Origin of the sequence: Nocardioides sp. CER19, assembly GCF_029846275.1 — a bacterium.
Taxonomy (GTDB): domain Bacteria; phylum Actinomycetota; class Actinomycetes; order Propionibacteriales; family Nocardioidaceae; genus Nocardioides.
In genome coordinates, this window is the sequence record NZ_JARVWS010000001.1 from 42,243 (window position 1) to 58,955 (window position 16,713).

Genomic DNA, 16,713 nt, shown 5'->3' on the forward strand with positions numbered 1-16,713 from the left:
CTCAGGCCAGCCGGTCGGTGACCTGCGGGTAGAAGCGCATGAACGCCTCGCCGTACGTCGTCGAGGGCAGGCCCAGGTTCGGCCCGGCGTTGCGCTTGAGCTGGGTGCCGCGGCGCCGGCCGAGGTCGCTGTAGTACTCCCACAGGTGCTGCTGGGCGCTCAGACACTCCATCGCCTTGCGCTTGGTCTCCCAGACGTCGGTGATGTCGAGGAGGACCTCGGGCCGGAAGTCGCTCATCTCGGGCTGGTGCGGCTCGAAGAAGAACACCGGTGGCGCGCCGAGCGCGTCGCCCTCGGCCGGGTAGCCGACGGCCTGCGCCAGGACGCGCGCATCGAGCGCCATCCGGGCGGCGGCGGGGTGGTCGGCGTTGTAGGGGTCGTCGAGCGGGTGGGTCAGCACGACCGTCGGCTGCACCTCGCGGTAGAGGTGCACCAGCCGGTCGGTGAGCTCCGGGCCGGCCACGAGCGGGTAGTCGCCGGCGTCGAAGAACCTGACCTCGGCACCGAGTGCGCCGGCGGCCGCCTCGGCCTCCTCCCGGCGCATCGTCTTGATCTCCTCGAGCGAGAGCCCGTCGCGCCAGGCCCGGGCCGACTCGCCGCGCTCGCCGAACGTCAGGCACGCGATGGTGACGCGCTCCCCGCGGGAGGCGGCAAGGGCGATCGCACCGCCGGCGCGCCAGACGAAGTCACCGGCGTGCGCGGTGACGACGAGGGTGTGAGGGGTCAGTTCGGGCACGATCTCGCTCCTGCTGGTGGGGACGCGTGGCGCCATGGTGGGTACGTCAAGGACGGTAGTGATCTGCGGACGAAATTGTCAACGATCTTGGAAGCAGGAAGGTTCGGAGGTTGGCTACGCCTGGTCCCGGCGCGCCGCCAGGTCCTCCAGCCAGCGCTCGCTGGCGCGGGCGACGCGCGGCGGCACGCCGAGGTCGTCGAGCATCTCGGCGGCCGCGGACATCTCGTGCGCACGGCGTACGGCGTGCCGGATGCTGCCCGACACGAGGCGCTCGACCGTCGTGGCGCCCGCCCGCTCGAGCTCGCGGGCGATCTCCGCGTGCGTCTCGTCCTCCAGGCCGGCGGCCCGGGCCGCCTCCAGGCTCTCGACCACGGCGGCGGCGAGCCCCTTGAAGAAGACCGAGCGGAGCAGCTTGCGGGCGGCGGCGTCGCCGATCGGGCCGTCGACGACCGCCACCGTCGCGCCGAGCGGACCGAGCAGCTCGGCCGCTCGACCGGCACCGGGCCCGCTGGCCGTCATCGGCACGCGGATGCCCTGACCGGGGACCGTCGACATCAGTGCGAGGTCGGCGACCAGGACGTGCGCCGGCAGGGCTCCGGCCACCTCGCGCTTGCGGGACGGCGACGACGAGTTGGCCTCGGCCCAGACGACGCCCTCCCGCAGACCGGGGGCCGCGTTGGTGGCGGCGGTCAGCGAGTCGGCGCTGCTGTTGACGCTCAGCACCAGGTCGGCCCCGGACACGGCGTCGGCCTCGTCGGAGCACGCGACGGTGCCCTCGGGGGCGGCGACCGCCGGGTCGTAGGCCCGCACGACCGCCCCGGCCGCCAGCAGGTCGGCGACCAGCGCCGAACCCGCCTCGCCGGTGCCGAGGACGGCGACGGTGGTCGGCTCAGTGGTCATCTGAGGAACCTCGCTCCATGGGTGGGGCCGGGCGCCGGGCGAGGGACGCCCGACCCCCGACCCCCGACCGTCTCCGGTCAGCCGAAGCTCTGGACCGTGGCGTAGCCGGTGCCGTTGTACTTCTGGACCTGGACCGTCGAGACGGCGGGCTGCCCGTCGACGGTCGTGTCGACCGAGGTGCCCTCGAGCATGAGCGGAGCCGAGAACGCCGACACGGTCCGCAGCTCCTTCATGAAGTCCTCACGCGTCGGCTTGGTCATCTTCTGGAAGACCTGGTCGAGCGTCGCGCCTGTCATGTAGCTCCACATGCAGTGCGGGAACGCCGGGACGTCGCTGTAGTCGCCGTACTGCTTGAGGTCGGACAGGAACGTCTTGACGTCCTCGTCACCGGCGAACGCCGGGCTCTGCGGGGCCTTGGCGAAGGAGACCGAGTAGACGCCCGGGAACGCGGTGGCCTTGCCCGGCTCGAGGATCGCCTTCGGGCTGGACGTGTTCGACGGGAGGAACCAGCTCGGCTTCCAGTTGAGCTGCTGCGCCTTCTGCAGGGACGCGATCGCCAGCGGGGTGATCGACATGGCGTTGAACATGACATCGGCCTTGGTGCCCGCGAGCTGGGTGATCTGCGCGTCGACCGACGTGTCGGTGGCCTCGTAGGTCAGCTCCTTGACGATCTTGACGTTGCTCGCGCCCTCGATGCCCTTCTTGAAGCCCTCGACGTAGCCCTGGCCGTAGTCGTCGTTCTGCGAGAGGACGGCGACGGAGTGCTCCTTGCCGGAGGCGGCGAGCAGCTTGCCGAACGCCTCGCCCTCGTTGATGTAGGTCGGCACGAAGCCGAGCTGCATCGGGCTCTCGCCCTTGTCGCTGAAGATGGGGTCACCGGTCATGACGAGGACCTGCGGAACCTCGTCCGAGATCGCTGCCTCGCGGTAAGCGCGGTTCGTCGGCGTGCCGAGACCGGCCGTCATCGCGAAGACCTTGCCCTTGAGCTGGTCGTAGTTCGACTTCGCCTTCTGGGGGTCGTAGGCGTCGTCGAGGGCCTTGATCTCGACCTTGCGGGTCTTGCCGTCGCCGAACTTCACGCCGCCCTTGGCGTTGGCGGCGCCGAAGTAGGCCTTGATGCCGGCGACGGTGCACGTGCCCGGACCAGCGGTCGGACCACTCAGAGGCGTCGTGATGCCGAGCGTGACGGTCGAGTCGGTGATCCCGGCGCTGCCCCCGCGGGCGCCACCGGAGGAGTCGTCGCGACCGCCACAACCGGCGAGCGTCACCGCGACGGCCGAGATCAGGGCGACTGCGCCCGTCAACCGCAGGTTCTTCTTGCGATTCATGCCTGTTCTTGCCTCTCTGTTGGCCGTTGGGTCGGAATGCCGCCCACCGTGGGGGTCTCCTCCACCGCTTCCCGCCCCGGTGCGGGCTCTGCAGAGGGGGTCTGTCGGCGCTCGGGCCCGCCGTCGGGGCGGGATCGGCGCAGCCTTCGTGCGATCTCCCGGGGCAGCGTCACGAGGCCGCCCGGGAGGAGGAACAGCGTCAGCAGGAGAAGGGCACCCTGCAGCAGCTCCGTCAGGTTGGGGTTGATGTCGTTGGACCACTGGGGCACGAGCACGTAGTAGGCGCCGCCCAGCAGCGAGCCGATGATGCTGGCCGCGCCGCCGATGACCATCGACGCGAGCAGCGTGATGGAGTGGCTGAACGTCATGGTCTCCGGCGAGGTGAACTGGATGACCGCCATGTAGAGGAACCCGCTGACACCGCCGATGAGCGAGGCGACCGTGAAGGCCAGCACCTTGTAGCGGTAGGGCGAGATGCCCATCGAGGCGGCGACCGCCTCGTTGCTCTTCACGATGGCGAAGGCGCGGCCGTACTTGCCTCGCACGAGGTTGCGGGTGAGGAGGTACGTCGCCCCGCCGATCACGATCACCAGGTAGAGCTGCCACTGGTCGTTGTAGAGCCCGGTCCAGTCGGGGGCGTTCGAGAACGCCGAGGAGAGGCCCTGCGACCCACCGGTGAAGTCGGACAGCCGCTTCGCGAGCGGGACGCCGATGATCGGGAGGGCGATCGTCACCATGGCGATGGCGAGGCCCCCGAGCCGGGCCGCGGCGAGCGCGACCACGAGCCCGATCACTCCCGGGACCAGGACGCTCGCCAGGAAGACGACGACGATGTTCCAGTCGTGGGTGGCGCCGTAGCCGGTGACGTAGGCACCGACGCCGACGAAGAAGATCTGGCCGAGGGAGACCTGGCCGGTGTAGCCCATGACGACGTTGAGGCCGAGCACGGCCACGGCGAAGACGCCGATCCGGGCGAGGTTCTGGTTCGTGTACTCGCTGAACAGGAGTGGCACCACCAGCAGGGCGACCGCGACGACAGCGGTGATCGCCCAGCGCACCCAGGCGCGCGAGAGGAACCCGGTGATGGAGGACATCAGACGCGCACCACGACTTTCCGGCCGAACAGGCCCTGCGGCCGCACGATCAGGACCACGAAAATGAGGATGAACGGCACCGCGACCTTGAGGTCGTAGCCGATGAAGTGGACGTAGACCGCCGCGAGGTTCTCGAGGACGCCGATCAGCCAGGCCGCGACGACGACGCCGATCGGGCTGGACAGACCGCCGAGGATCACGGCGGCGAGGGCATACACGAGAGCGCTGTCCATCATCCCGGGCGTGAGCGTGAGCTGCGGCGCGACCAGGGCGCCGGCGACCGCTCCCAGCGCCGCCGCGAGGCCCCAGCCGGCCATGAGCAGGCGACCCACGGGGAGACCCGAGAACGCCGCCGACTGCGGGTTGATGGCGACCGCGCGCAGGGCGAGGCCGAGCTTCGTCCCGAGGAACAGCGCCTGGAGCAGGAGCATGATCGCGACGATGACCAGGAACGTGCCGATGGACCTGACGCTGACGGCCGCGCCGAAGATGTCGACCGTCTTGAGTGAGAACAGCGACGGGAACTGCTTGTTGTTGTAGGTCCACAACCAGCCGCAGATACCGGTGATCAGCGTGAGCAGGCCGATGGTCACGACCACCGCCGTGTCCGGGTCGCCGCGCTCGAAGCGGCGCATGACGAAGCGCTCGATGAGGCCGCCGAGCACGAACGACAGGAGGATCGAGACCAGGATCGCGACGACGAGCGGGAGCCCGTGCTCGGTCAACCACCACGTCGCGTAGGCGGAGAGCACCGCCATGCCGCCCTGGGCGAAGTTGATCATCCCGGTCGCCTGGTTGACGAGGACGATCGCGAGCGCGAGCACCGCGTAGATCGACCCGTTCGAGAGCCCGTCGACGAAGAGCTGGATGAATTGGCCCACGGTCAGCCTCCTAGGTAGGCGCGTCGGATCTCGTCCATGCCCTTGAGCTCGGCCGTCGTACCGCTGAGCACGCTCCGGCCCGTCTCGAGCACGGTGGCGCTGTCGACGAGGCGGAACGCGAGGTTCGCGTTCTGCTCGACGACGAGCATGGCGATGCCGGACTCCCGGCGGAGCCTGGCGATGGCGTCGTAGACGACCTTCGCGGTGCTCGGCGCGAGGCCGAGCGAGGCCTCGTCGAGCAGCAGCAGCCGCGGCTTCGCCATGACCGCGCGCCCGACGGCGAGCATCTGCTGCTCGCCCCCGGAGAGCGCCGACGCGTTCGACTTGTAACGCTCCTTCAGGTTCGGGAAGAGGTCGAGCAGGAACTCGATGTCCGCCGCGATGCCCTTGCGGTCGCGCCGGAGGTAGGCCCCGACGCGGAGGTTCTCGCGGACGGTGAGGGCGCCGAAGCTGCCCCGGCCCTCGGGAACGTGCGCGATGCCCAGGGCGGCCACCTGCTCGGGGCGCTTGCCGCGGATGTCCTTGCCCTCGAAGAGGATCCGTCCGCCCGCGCGCACGGTCCCGCTGATCGACCGCAGCGTCGTGGTCTTCCCCGCGCCGTTGGCGCCGAGGATGCCGACCGCGCCGCCCTCGGGCACGGACAGGGACACCCCGTCGAGCACCTGGACCGGGCCGTAGGACGCCGTCACCGACTCCAGCTCAAGCAACGTCATCGGCCGCGTCCTTCCCGATGTAGGCCTCGATGACGCGCGGGTCGGACTGCGCCTCGGCGGCGGCGCCCTCCATGAGCTTGGCGCCGTGGTCCAGGACGACGACGCGGTCGGTCAGAGCTGCGATGAGCCCCATGTGGTGCTCGACGACCACGACCGTGATGTCGTCGTCATGACGGATCCGGCGGACCGTCTCGATGAGCTGCTCGACCTCCGAGTGCGGCAGGCCCGCCGCCGGCTCGTCGAGCAGCAGGAGCTTGGGCCGCGACAGGAGCGCACGGCAGAGCTCGACGCCCTTGTGCAGGCCGTGCGACAGCTCGTCGGCGCGCCGGTGCGCCGCCCAGCCGAGGCCGTTGCGCTCGAGCAGCGTGAGCGCCTCGATCCGGAGCTCGCGCTCCGAGCGGGCCAGCCGGGGCAGCCGCAGCGCCCACTCGACCGGACCACCCGAGAGACGGGTGTGCGCGCCGAGCAGCACGTTCTCCAGGACGGTCGCCTGCAGCTGCAAGGCCGGGTGCTGGAACGTGCGGGCCAGGCCGTGCCGCGCGAGGGTCGCCGGCGCGGTGCCGAGCACCTCCTCGCCGTCGATGGTGATCGACCCCGAGCTCGGGCGGTAGTGCCCGCTGATGCAGTTGAACAGGGAGGTCTTGCCGGCGCCGTTCGGACCGACGAGGCCGAAGATCTGACCGGGCTCCACCTCGAAGCCGACGTCGTTCAGGACCTTGATCCCACCGAAGCGGAGGTTGAGATCGGTGAGCCTCAGCTGAGCACCCATCGGTCGCCCTTCTTTCCGTGCGGGTGACCCGACTGTGTCGTGGATCACTCGACCCGGACCGTACGGACCTCCGCCTATATTGTCAACAATTCTGTATGAATTCGTGGCCACGACCCCGGGCCCCTTGCCGCGGACGAAATCGTCCACGATCCTGACGGACCAGGAGGTGTTGGAATACTGTCCGGCGTGCGTAGTCGTGAGCAGCGCCGCTCACCACGAGCCGAGGAGGTCTCCATGGAAGTCGATGCCGATCGGGTGGTGTCCCAGGCAGAGGTCGCCGACGCCGTGCGCCGCGGCATCCTGGCCGGTGACCTCGTCGCTGGCCAGCGCCTGGTCGAGGCCGAGCTCACCGAGAGCCTCGGCGCCAGCCGTGGCGCGGTCCGCGCCGCGCTCATCGACCTCACCCACGAAGGCCTGGTCGAGCGCATCGCCAACCGCGGTGCCCGGGTCCGCGTCGTCAGCGTCGAGGAGGCCCTCCAGATCACCGAGGTCCGCATGGTCGTCGAGGGCCTCTGCGGCGCCAAGGCCGCCGAGCGGATCACCGACACCGAGATCGCCGACCTCCAGGGCCTCGGCGACCTGATGCGCGCCTGCGTCGAGACCGGCGACGTCGTCGGCTACTCGCGGCTCAACCAGCAGCTCCACGAGAGCGTCATCCGCATCGCCGCCCAGCCGGTCGCCGCCGAGGTCATCAGCCGGCTGCGCGCCCGCAACGTCCGGCACCAGTTCCGGCTGGCCTACCGGCCCGGTCGGCCGCAGATCTCCCTGCCTCAGCACCTCGCGATCATCGAAGGGCTCGCCGCCCGCGACCCGGAGGCCACCCAGGCCGCCGTACGCGCCCACATCGGCAGCGTGATGGACGCGCTGCGCGACTCCGAGCACGCCTGAGCCCCGGACGTCTGCCAACGCCCGGGAATCGACAAGGTCAGAGCTCCAGGACCAGCTTCGGGCACGACGCCCGCGAGACGCACACGAACATCACGTCGTTGGCCGCGCGCTCGGCGTCGGTCAGGAGCGAGTCGCGGTGGTCGACCTCTCCCTCGAGGACCCCGGTCTCGCACGTCCCGCACGTGCCCTCGCGGCACGAGGACAGGATGCCGATGCCCGCCGCCTCGAGGACTGAGAGGACCGACTGGTCGGCGGGCACCCGCAGCGTCATCCCCGACTCGGCGAGCTCGACCTCGAACGACGCGTCGGGCTGGTCCCGCTCGACGGTGATCGGCGAGAACCTCTCGACGCGGAGCTCGTGACCGTGCTGCCGGCACACCGCGTCGACGGCGTCGAGCAGCGGCTCGGGTCCGCAGCAGTAGACCACGGCCCCGGGCGTCGCCCTGGCCAGGACGGCAGGCAGGTCGATGAGCCCGGTCTCGTCCTGGGGGTGCAGCCGTACCCGGTCTCCGTGGCGGGCGGACAGGTTTCCGGCGAACGCCATCGACGCCCGACTCCGTCCGCCGTAGTCCAGCGACCAGTCGGCTCCCGCAGCCTCCGCGGCGGCGATCATCGGGACCAGCGGGGTGATGCCGATGCCGCCGGCGATGAAGACGTAGCGAGGGGCCGGGGCGAGCTCGAAGCTGTTCCGCGGACCGCGGACGGTGATCCGGTCGCCCAGGGCCAGCTTGTCGTGCACGTACGACGAGCCGCCGCGACCCTCCGGCTCCCGCAGCACCGCGACCGTCCAGCGGTCGCGCCGGGACGGGTCGCCGCAGAGCGAGTACTGCCGGACGAGGTCGTCGGTCAGGCACAGGTCGATGTGCGCGCCCGGCTGCCACTCGGGTAGGTCGGCGCCCGTCGGCGAGACGAGCTCGACCAGGCGTACGCCGCTCGCCGGCTCGTCGAGATGAGCGACCACGAGCTCCAGCACGGCCTCGGTCACCGTCATCGGGCACCTCCGGTCGGGTGGGTGTCGGGATGCGCGAGCAGCCACTCCCACATGGCGATCGGGTCGATGTCCTCGTGGGACTCGCCGCACCAGCAGTAGCCGATCAGCACGTCGGTGTTGAGCTTCCAGACGATCCGGTAGACGCTCGTGCCGCCGAGCATCTGGGTCGGGGCAGGAAGCTCGGCCCGTAGCGGTTCGGTCACCGGGATCACGCCGTGGGGACCGGGTCACCGGACGTCGGAGCGGGGACGGCCGGAGCGTCCGTGGTCGCCGTGGTCTGCGGTGCCGGCGCGTTGCCCTCGTCGACCAGCTTCTTCAGCAGCCGCCGAGCGGCCAGGCCGCCGGTGTCGATGTTGATCGACAGCTCCTGGTAGCTGTCCTTCTCCCCCTCGACGACCACCTCGAGCACGTCGAGCGCCGTGACGTCCTGGAGGACGACGGTCCGGTTGTTCTCCGCCAGGAACGTGCTGATCTCCTGGTCGTCGAGGGCGAAGTCGCGCGCGACCATCCAGAAGTCGTGGGTCGAGTGCTCGGTCTCCGGCGTGATCGCGTAGGCGACCTCGACGTGGAAGGCCTGGTCGTCGGGCCCGTCCGCCGGCGGCAGGACGCCGACGGGCGCGATCCGGCTGTGGAGCAGGTAGAGGCACGGCGGGTGGTACTCGATGTCCTGCCACCGCGTGATCCGGCCCTCGATGCCGGTCGACTTCGAGTAGAGCGACGGGCACTCGGCGTCGGCCATGTGCCGGCTCACGTAGACGACGTTCGCCTCCTCGTCGACCTCGGTGGTGATCGGCGTCTCGGCGACCTCCGGGGTGCCGATGTAGCCGCCGTGCAGGTAGGTCTCGTGCGAGAGGTCGAGCAGGTTGTCGACGAGCAGCCCGTAGCGGGCCTTGAGCGGCTCCATGCCCCGCACCGTCGTGTACCGCGGGTCGTCGAGCCACGGGGCCCGCGGGATCAGCGCGGTGTCGGCACGGTCGGCGTCGCCGATCCACACCCACACGAACCCGTCGAGCTCGTGAACGACGAACGAGGGCACCCGGGCGGTGCGCGGGATCCGCTTCTGCGCCGGCGCCGCGACACACTGGCCGCCCTTGTCGTAGGTGAACCCGTGATAGCCGCAGACGATCATGTCGTCGACGCGGTTGCTCATCGACAGGGGGAAGCGGCGGTGGACGCACCGGTCGGCGAGCGCCACGACCTCTCCGTCGCTCGTGCGGTACATGACCAGTGGCTCGTCGCAGATGGTGCGACCCAGCAGGTCGTCGCCGACCTCCTGGCTGTACGCCGCGACGTACCACTGGTTGAGCGGCCAGCTCGGCATCTCGGACTCCTGAACTCTCGAGGGTGACTGACGTCACGGACGACTGTGCGGGTCGGGGCGTGACGACGGGCACACGCTTTCCGGTCACCGGAAGAGATACTGAGGCCGTGACCGACCCGACGAGCGCCGTGCCCTCGCTCACCACGAAGACGCTCGAGGTGTTGTCGGCGTTCTCGAGCTCGCACCCCCGCTTGGCGCTGTCCGACGTCAGCAGGCGCTCCGGGCTGCCCCTCACCACGGTGCATCGCATCGTCACGGACCTGGCGTCCTGGGGAGCGCTCGAGCGAGCCGCCGACGGCCGCTATGAGCTCGGGCTCCGGCTCTGGGAGATCGCGTCGCTGGCGCCGCGGGGGCTGCCGCTGCGGGAGGTCGCCCTCCCGATCATGGAGGACCTCTACGAGGCGACCCACGAGAACGTCCAGCTGGCCGTCCGCGACCACCTCGACGTCGTCTACCTGGAGCGTCTGGCCGGCCGCAACGCGGTCAGGGTGCTCACCCGTGTCGGCGGGCGCTTCGCCCTGCACGCCACTGGAGTCGGGCTGGTGCTGCTGGCCCACGCGCCGCTCGGCGTCCAGGAGGAGGCGCTCAGCGGCGCCCTCCGGCACTGGACGCCACGCACCGTGACCGACCCGGCACAGCTGCGGACGATCATGGCCGAGGTCAGGCGAACCGACGTGGCTGTCAGCGACCGCCAGGTCACCCTCGACGCGATCTCCGTCGCCTGCCCGATCAGGGGCGCGGACGACACCGTGGTCGCCGCCCTCTCGGTCGTGTTCGACGCCGACGGCCCCATCACGCCGCAGGCCGTGACCCCGGCCGTCCGGGCGGCCAGCCGGACCATCTCCCGGCTCCTCGGCTCGCCGTCGGCGCGGCGGCAGCCGCACGACGTACGTCGCCGGTCCGGACGACTCGGCGACGTGTGACGCCTACGCCGCAGCGGGGACTCGCTCCGGCGCGACCACCTCGCGCGGTGCGGGTCGGTCGGCGAAGACGAGCCGCACGCCCGGGATCCGCGCCATCCGCCACAGGCCCCACGCGATGCATCCGCCGACCGACGCGACGGTGCAGCCGATCGCGAGAGCGCTCGTGACGGCGACGTCCGAAGGGGTCGGCAGGGTGATCGCCCAGGCGCCGAGGGCCGCGCAGACCAGGTGGACGACGCCCCAGGTGCCGGAGAGCTGGGCGAAGAGGCGTCGGAGCGTGGGCGAGTCGGGGAGGTCGGCGGTGTAGTCGGCCGCGAGCCGCATCATGACGGGGCGCTCGGCGAGGGCCGACCCGACGAAGAAGAGACCCTGGAGCGCGCAGAGCACCACGGGGATCAGGAGATAGAGGCTCACCGACCCGGCGGCGAGCCCGCCGCAGGCGCGGGCGAGGAAGAGCGCGAAGGCGAACCAACACGTCGTCGGCACCCGCCGATGGCCGGCGATGCGGCCCAGGATGCAGGCGCTGCGCCAACCCAGGACGACGAGCAGACCGGCCATGGCGTGGCCGGCCGCTGCGAAGGCGTACAGGAGCACGCCGGGGATGACGACCGCCTCGCCCAGCAACACGGCGCCGCGCTGGAGCATGGCCGGTGCACGGCCAAGCTGGATGACGGTCGGAACCTGGGCTGGTGGATATCGCATGACGGGTTGGTAATCGCCGTACCCATCCCGGACGGGGAGTACGCGCGACCGGCCCGGACACGACGAGAGCCCCTGGACCTGTCACCCAGGTCCGGGGGCTCTCGCGCCGGAGCCGCCTGTCAGAATCGAACTGACGACCTACTCATTACGAGTGAGTTGCTCTACCGACTGAGCTAAGGCGGCGTGTTGACCGCTCGTCGAGCGGGGTAACGCGGGGAAGCATACCGACGACCCCGCCAGGCGACGAAACCGGCGGGGCCGTCGGGAGCACGAGTGCGTCCAAGGAGAGGCACACCCGGGCTGACGACGGTACGTCGTCCGCCAACCGTCCGGGCCCGTGAAGGCCCGACCGGGAGGGTCAGGCGGCGACGACGTCGGCAGTACGGCGGTCGGCGAGCCGACCGGAAACAGTGGTCTGCTCCGCGCCGCACCAGCAGGTGAAGCGGAGCTCGATGCCGTTCGCGGTGTTGTCCAGCGACGTGAGCTGGCTCTCGAAGATGAGGTACGTCTCCTCGCAGGCGGAGCAGTGGTGCGCGAACATGGCTCCATTCTGAGTCCGCACTACTCATAGAGGTAGCCTCTCTTTCCGAGAGATGCCATAGGTTGCACCTATGCTTTCGCTGCATCAGCTGCGCTGCTTCCTCACCACCTACGAGCTGGGCTCCCTCACCGCCGCCGCCGAGGAGCTGGGCTATGCCCAGCCGTCGATCTCCGAGCAGATCCGCGGCCTGGAGAAGACGCTCGGCGTCCAGCTCTTCCGACGGGTCGGCCGGGGCGTGGTGCCGACCACCGTCGCCGACGAGCTGCGGCCGCACGCGGAGCGGACGCTGGCGGCGGCGGAGGACGCCCGCAAAGCCGTGCAGAGCGTCAAGCAGTTCGAGACCGGGACGATCCGGTTCGGGATGTTCGGGGCGGCGCGGCTCTACACCGGGGCGCAGCTGGTGGCCGACGTACTCGAGCGCTACCCGGGCGTGCGTGTCGAGCTCATCGGGCAGAACTCCACCGAGGTCCATGAGGAGCTGCGCCGCGGCCGTCTCGAGGCCGCGATGATCGCGGTCGCCGGCCTCGAGAGCGAGGGCATGACGGTGACGCCGGTGGCGCGGGACGAGCTCGTCTACATCAGCGCCGACCCGGCCCACCTGTCCTCGCCGGTCACCGCGCACCGCCTCTCGCTGGCGTCGCTCGTGATGCCCGAGACCACCTGGCGGCAGGTCGACTCGATCCGGATCATCCTGCGCCAGATGCTGCACGAGACCGGCCGCAACCCGGCGAGCCGGATCGAGGTCGAGGACATCGAGACGGCGGTGGAGATCGTCGGCATGGGGCTGGCCGACTCGGTCATCCCCCGCGGTGCCGCCGAGCAGCTGCTGCCGCGGCTGGCGCCGAACGCCGGCTGGGTGTCGCTGCGCCCGAGGCACTGGGACACCTTCGCGATCGTGCACCGCGCCGATGCCACCCTCTCGCCGGCCGCGCGGCTGATGATCGAGCTCGCCACCGCGCGGATGCAGGCGATCGCCGAGCCGCTCGGGTGAGTCGCCTCAGCAGGCGAGCCCGTTCTTCGGGACCTTCCCGTCGAGCAGGTAGTCCTCGAGTGCGGAGTCCACGCACTTGTTGCCCGAGTTGTAGGCCGTGTGCCCGTCGCCGTCGCGGGTGACCAGCACCCCCGAGTCGAGCTCGGAGGCGAGGTTCTTCGCCCACTGCAGCGGCGTCGCGGGGTCCCGGGTCGTGCCGGTGACCACGATCGGCGCGGCGCCGGCAGCATGCACCGCGCGCGGCTTCGACGTGGTCGGCTCCTGCAGCCCGGCGCAGGTGCCGCCCATCCACGCGAACACGCGCCCGAACGTCGGTGACGCCTTCTCGAACGCCGGGACGTCGGCCTTCACCTCGGCCGGCGTGTGGCGCGCCCACGGGTCGTCGAGGCAGTTGATGGCGTAGATCGCCTCCATCGAGTTGTTGTCGTACGCCGTGCCGGTCCGGCCGACGTAGGCGTCGGCGAGCATCATCAGGGTGCTGCCGTCCCCGGACATCGCCGACTTGAGCGCGGTGCTCAGCACCAGCCAGTAGTCGCGGGAGTACAGCGGTAACGCGAGCCCGAGGAACGCGTCGCCCTCGGTGACCTCCCGGCCGTCCTTGGTCGGCAGCGGGTGCTGGTCGAGACCCTCGAGGAAGGAGCTGATCTTGGCGACATCCTCGTCGACCGTGTCACCGAGGAAGCATCCGGACGTCTTCGTGCAGTTGCCGACGTAGGCCCGCAGCGCTGTCTCGAAGCCCTGCGCCTGCTGGAGGTTGAGCTCACGCGTCGGGAGGGCCGGGTCGACGGCACCGTCGAGCACGAAGCGCCCGACGCGGGACGGGTAGAGATCGGCGTACGTCGCCCCGAGCTTGGTGCCGTAGGACGCACCGAAGTAGGTCAGCTCGGACTCGCCCAAGGCCGCGCGGAGGACGTCCATGTCGCGCGCCGCCTCGACGGTCGACACGTGCGCGGCGACCGGGCCAGACCGCTTGGCGCAGCCGGCGCCCATCGCGCGGGCCGACGTGAAGAAGGCCGACTCCTCGCTGGGGTCGTCGGGGTCCGGGTCGGCGGCGAGGTACTTCGTCAGCGCGCCGTCGCTCAAGCAGTCGACCGGGCTGCTGGCGCCGGTGCCCCGGGGGTCGAAGCCCACGATGTCGTAGTGCTCCCGCAGCGGCGCGCGGAAGGCGCGCGCGCTGGCGGCCGCGTAGTCGGTGCCCGGCGCTCCCGGCCCGCCGGGGTTGACGACCATGGCGCCGATCCGCTTCCCGCTGGCCGGCGCGGTCAGCAGCGCCAGCCGGATGGTCGTGCCGCCCGGGTCGGCGTAGTCCAGCGGCACCTCGAGCTCGGCGCACCAGAACCGGCTGCGGCACCGCTCCCAGTCCAGCTTCTGGCCGTAGAACCGCTGGAGCGCGGGGTCGGGCGCGTCCTGCGCGCCCGGCTGGACCGACGTGGGCGGCGGTGACGGTGGGGTCGAGGACGACGAGTCCTCGACGGAGCGGAGCAGGGTGAGCGCGACCAGCCCGCCGCCCCCGAGGACGAGCGCGGCAACGACCACGATCGCGACGATCCGGCTCATCGAACCATCTCGTCGGCGCCGCGCAGCGCGATCATCATGGACTCCAGGGCGAGCGCCGGCTGGACGTTGAACTCGAGCATCTGCTCCCTGGCTTCGAAGACCGCAGCGATCCGCTGCAGGTTGAGCTCCGGCGTGGCGTTGCGCGCGAGCTCCTCGACCTCCGCACGGATCTCCTCGTTGACGAGGGCGCCGGGCGCCCCGGTCGCCAGCGCGATCGCGTCGCGATAGACGCTGACCAGATCCATCAAACCACGGTCCACAACGTCGAGGACGCGGCGCTTCGCCCGGGTCTTCTGTGACTCCTCGAGGCGCCGGAGGGCGGGGCCGTACTCACGCGGGCGACGGCCGCGCTCGACCACGCCGTAGGACGCGTCGAGGTCGGCCTTCTCGCGGGCGTCGAGCTCGGTGGTGATCGCCTCGGCCTCGGCCTTGGCGACCTCGACCATGTTCTCGGCGGCGCGCAGGCATGACCCGAGGCTGGTCAGTCGGGTGGGGATCGACACGATCTCGTGGCGCCGGTTGCGGGTCGCCTGGTCGCGCGCCAGCGCCCGCGCGCGGCCGATGTGGCCCTGGCTGGCGCGGGCGGCATACGTCGCCAGGGCGTCGTCCACCCCGTCGGCGGTGCGCAGGAAGCCGGCGACCTCCTCGGTCGTCGGCGTCGACAGCGTGACGAGGCGGCAGCGCGAGCGGATGGTCGGCAGCAGGTCCTCGACCGTCGGCGCGCACAGCATCCAGACCGTGTGGGAGCTCGGCTCCTCGATGGCCTTGAGCAGCGCGTTGTTGGCCTGCTCGGTGAGCCGGTCGGCATCCTCGACGATCATGATCTGCCAGCGCCGCCCGACCGGAGCCAGCGCGGAGCGGCGGACCAGGTCGCGCACCTCGTCGACGCCGATGGACAGCTTCTCGGTGCGTACGACGTTCACGTCGGCGTGGCTGCCGGCCAGGACCGTGTGGCACTCGTGGCACACCCCGCAGCCGCCCTGCGGGCACTGCAGCGCCGCGGCGAACGCGACGGCGGCGTTGGACCGGCCCGACCCGGGCGGACCGGTGAACAGCCACGCGTGGGTCATCCCCCGACCGCCCACGGCGGCACGCAGGACCTCGATCGGTCGGCGCTGCCCGACCAGGGCGTCCCAGACGGTCATCGCACCGCCTGCGCGAGCAACGGCTCCAGCCGGGCGCGGATCGCGCCGTGGATGTCCTGGACGGGGGCACGGGCGTCGAGCACGAGGTAGTGGTCGGGATCGGCCTTCGCCATCGCGACGAACGCCTCCCGGACCCGCTCGTGGAACTCGAGGGACTCGCCCTCGATCCGGTCGCGCTCCTCGAAGCGGCCGAGTCCCGCGGACGGCTCCAGGTCGAGCACGACGGTCAGGTGCGGCCGCAGGTCCCCGGTGGCCCACCGGGTGACCTGCTCGACCTCCTCGACCGCCAGGGAGCGACCGGCGCCCTGGTAGGCGAGGGCGGAGTCGACGTAGCGGTCGGTGATGACCACCTCACCGCGGTCGAGGGCCGGGAGCACCATCGTCTCGACGTGCTCGGCCTTGTCAGCGGCGTAGAGGAGCACCTCGGTCTTGTCGGCGAGCTCGCCGGTCTCCGGGCTGAGCACGATGCGGCGCACCTCGCGCCCGACCTGGGTGTCGCCCGGCTCGAACGTGAGCAGCACGGCGTAGCCCTCGGCCGCCAGCGCGTCGCGCAGCAGCTGGGACTGGGTCGACTTGCCCGACCCCTCACCGCCCTCGAAGCAGACGAAGACGCCGCGCTCGGTGTACCTGGTCACACGGTGAACCTACGAGACGCCGCCGACGTTGGCGATTCCGCCCCGCGCGAGCGGACGACGGGCCAGCGGGGACACCGCGGCGAGCATCACGAGCGCCGCCGGCAGCAGCAGGTCGAGGTCGACGCCGATCGCGACGTTGGCCAGCAGGAACGCCGCCGGCGACCACGCCGGCACGCCGCGGCCGACGTGCAGGGCCAGCAGGGTGACGAGGCCGAGGGCGAAGGACAGCGGTCCGACCGCCATCAGTACGTCGGGCATGTCCCAGGCGTCGTCGAGGCGCTCGCTCAGGTCGGTGAGCGTCACCCAGCTGAACAGCGCGACCCCGACCAGGGTTGCGACCAGGGCGACGCCCGCGACGGGCGTGGGGGACCGACGGGACGCCGAGCTCGCCAGGTGCACCCCGAGCACACCGAGGCCGAGCACGGCCAGGAGCAGAGCGCCGTGGCCGAGGTTCCAGAACACGCCGGGGCCGTGGCCGCCGTCGAGCCCGTCGAGGAATCGGAGGACGCCGTAGGCGGCCATCAGCAGCGGGGCCGCCAGGGCGACGGTGCGGCGGCTGAGGAAGGAGGAGAAGGTCATGTCTCTCACCCTCGTGATC

Annotated in this window: 19 protein-coding genes and 1 tRNA gene; 3 read left to right on the top strand and 17 right to left on the bottom strand. The window is 71.1% G+C overall.

Annotation, left to right across the window (positions count from 1 at the left end; genetic code table 11):
* Position 1: 1 nt before the first annotated feature.
* The 7 genes from QDS12_RS00235 to QDS12_RS00265 all read right to left on the bottom strand — a co-directional run bounded on the left by QDS12_RS00235 (position 2) and on the right by QDS12_RS00265 (position 6,421).
* Positions 2-736, bottom strand: coding sequence for a PIG-L family deacetylase (locus tag QDS12_RS00235; protein WP_279876196.1), 735 nt, complete (start codon positions 734-736; stop codon positions 2-4).
* Between the two features lie 114 nt (positions 737-850).
* Complete coding sequence (locus QDS12_RS00240) at positions 851-1,636, bottom strand: DUF1932 domain-containing protein (protein ID WP_279876197.1); 786 nt, start codon at positions 1,634-1,636, stop codon at positions 851-853.
* A gap of 77 nt (positions 1,637-1,713) precedes the next feature.
* Complete coding sequence (locus tag QDS12_RS00245; protein WP_279876198.1) at positions 1,714-2,964, bottom strand: ABC transporter substrate-binding protein; 1,251 nt, start codon at positions 2,962-2,964, stop codon at positions 1,714-1,716.
* Complete coding sequence (locus QDS12_RS00250; protein ID WP_279876199.1) at positions 2,961-4,058, bottom strand: branched-chain amino acid ABC transporter permease; 1,098 nt, start codon at positions 4,056-4,058, stop codon at positions 2,961-2,963. The genes QDS12_RS00245 and QDS12_RS00250 overlap by 4 nt, the downstream gene beginning before the upstream one ends.
* The gene (locus QDS12_RS00255) at positions 4,058-4,939 is read right to left on the bottom strand and encodes a branched-chain amino acid ABC transporter permease (protein WP_279876200.1); all 882 of its coding nucleotides are present in this window, start codon (positions 4,937-4,939) and stop codon (positions 4,058-4,060) included. Before QDS12_RS00255 ends, QDS12_RS00250 begins: the two co-directional genes overlap by 1 nt.
* 2 nt (positions 4,940-4,941) lie before the next feature.
* Positions 4,942-5,652, bottom strand: a complete 711-nt coding sequence (locus tag QDS12_RS00260) for an ABC transporter ATP-binding protein (RefSeq protein WP_279876201.1) — start codon at positions 5,650-5,652, stop codon at positions 4,942-4,944.
* Positions 5,639-6,421, bottom strand: coding sequence for an ABC transporter ATP-binding protein (locus QDS12_RS00265; RefSeq protein WP_279876202.1), 783 nt, complete (start codon positions 6,419-6,421; stop codon positions 5,639-5,641). The genes QDS12_RS00260 and QDS12_RS00265 overlap by 14 nt, the downstream gene beginning before the upstream one ends.
* A 234-nt stretch (positions 6,422-6,655) precedes the next feature.
* On the opposite strand from QDS12_RS00265, the gene QDS12_RS00270 reads away from it, so the two are divergent.
* On the top strand, positions 6,656-7,309 hold the full coding sequence (locus tag QDS12_RS00270; RefSeq protein ID WP_279876203.1) for a GntR family transcriptional regulator: 654 nt from the start codon (positions 6,656-6,658) through the stop codon (positions 7,307-7,309).
* A 37-nt stretch (positions 7,310-7,346) separates the two neighbouring features.
* Here the strand turns inward: QDS12_RS00270 and QDS12_RS00275 are convergent, their stop codons facing one another.
* From QDS12_RS00275 to QDS12_RS00285, 3 genes are read right to left on the bottom strand one after another with little or no spacing between them, the layout of a single operon-like run.
* On the bottom strand, positions 7,347-8,300 hold the full coding sequence (locus QDS12_RS00275) for a PDR/VanB family oxidoreductase (protein ID WP_279876204.1): 954 nt from the start codon (positions 8,298-8,300) through the stop codon (positions 7,347-7,349).
* Positions 8,297-8,503 carry a hypothetical protein gene (locus tag QDS12_RS00280; RefSeq protein ID WP_279876205.1) on the bottom strand — a complete coding sequence of 69 codons (207 nt, stop codon included), beginning with the start codon at positions 8,501-8,503 and terminating at the stop codon, positions 8,297-8,299. The genes QDS12_RS00275 and QDS12_RS00280 overlap by 4 nt, the downstream gene beginning before the upstream one ends.
* Before the next feature lie 5 nt (positions 8,504-8,508).
* Complete coding sequence (locus QDS12_RS00285) at positions 8,509-9,621, bottom strand: aromatic ring-hydroxylating dioxygenase subunit alpha (RefSeq protein ID WP_279876206.1); 1,113 nt, start codon at positions 9,619-9,621, stop codon at positions 8,509-8,511.
* A 107-nt stretch (positions 9,622-9,728) separates the two neighbouring features.
* On the opposite strand from QDS12_RS00285, the gene QDS12_RS00290 reads away from it, so the two are divergent.
* On the top strand, positions 9,729-10,544 hold the full coding sequence (locus tag QDS12_RS00290) for an IclR family transcriptional regulator (RefSeq protein ID WP_279876207.1): 816 nt from the start codon (positions 9,729-9,731) through the stop codon (positions 10,542-10,544).
* Positions 10,545-10,547: 3 nt separating this feature from the next.
* Here QDS12_RS00290 and QDS12_RS00295 read toward each other — a convergent pair whose 3' ends face one another.
* The 3 genes from QDS12_RS00295 to QDS12_RS00305 form a co-directional block, all read right to left on the bottom strand.
* Positions 10,548-11,246, bottom strand: coding sequence for a hypothetical protein (locus QDS12_RS00295; RefSeq protein ID WP_279876208.1), 699 nt, complete (start codon positions 11,244-11,246; stop codon positions 10,548-10,550).
* 110 nt (positions 11,247-11,356) lie between these two features.
* Positions 11,357-11,429: transfer RNA gene (locus QDS12_RS00300), tRNA-Thr, on the bottom strand.
* Positions 11,430-11,604: 175 nt separating this feature from the next.
* A complete protein-coding gene (locus QDS12_RS00305; RefSeq protein ID WP_279876209.1) occupies positions 11,605-11,787 on the bottom strand; it encodes a hypothetical protein in 183 nt (60 codons plus the stop codon).
* A 70-nt stretch (positions 11,788-11,857) separates the two neighbouring features.
* Between QDS12_RS00305 and QDS12_RS00310 the strand changes: the two genes are divergently transcribed.
* The gene (locus QDS12_RS00310) at positions 11,858-12,778 is read left to right on the top strand and encodes a LysR family transcriptional regulator (RefSeq protein ID WP_279876210.1); all 921 of its coding nucleotides are present in this window, start codon (positions 11,858-11,860) and stop codon (positions 12,776-12,778) included.
* 6 nt (positions 12,779-12,784) lie between these two features.
* On the opposite strand, the gene QDS12_RS00315 is transcribed toward QDS12_RS00310, so the two are convergent.
* The 4 genes from QDS12_RS00315 to QDS12_RS00330 are packed head-to-tail and all read right to left on the bottom strand — an operon-like array spanning position 12,785 to position 16,694.
* Positions 12,785-14,335, bottom strand: a complete 1,551-nt coding sequence (locus QDS12_RS00315; RefSeq protein WP_279876211.1) for an alpha/beta fold hydrolase — start codon at positions 14,333-14,335, stop codon at positions 12,785-12,787.
* Positions 14,332-15,480, bottom strand: coding sequence for a DNA polymerase III subunit delta' (locus tag QDS12_RS00320; protein WP_279876212.1), 1,149 nt, complete (start codon positions 15,478-15,480; stop codon positions 14,332-14,334). Before QDS12_RS00320 ends, QDS12_RS00315 begins: the two co-directional genes overlap by 4 nt.
* Positions 15,477-16,115: a dTMP kinase gene (gene tmk / locus QDS12_RS00325; protein ID WP_279876213.1), complete on the bottom strand. Its 639-nt coding sequence runs from the start codon at positions 16,113-16,115 to the stop codon at positions 15,477-15,479. The genes QDS12_RS00320 and tmk overlap by 4 nt, the downstream gene beginning before the upstream one ends.
* 9 nt (positions 16,116-16,124) lie before the next feature.
* Positions 16,125-16,694 carry a hypothetical protein gene (locus QDS12_RS00330; RefSeq protein WP_279876214.1) on the bottom strand — a complete coding sequence of 190 codons (570 nt, stop codon included), beginning with the start codon at positions 16,692-16,694 and terminating at the stop codon, positions 16,125-16,127.
* Positions 16,695-16,713 lie beyond the last annotated feature (19 nt).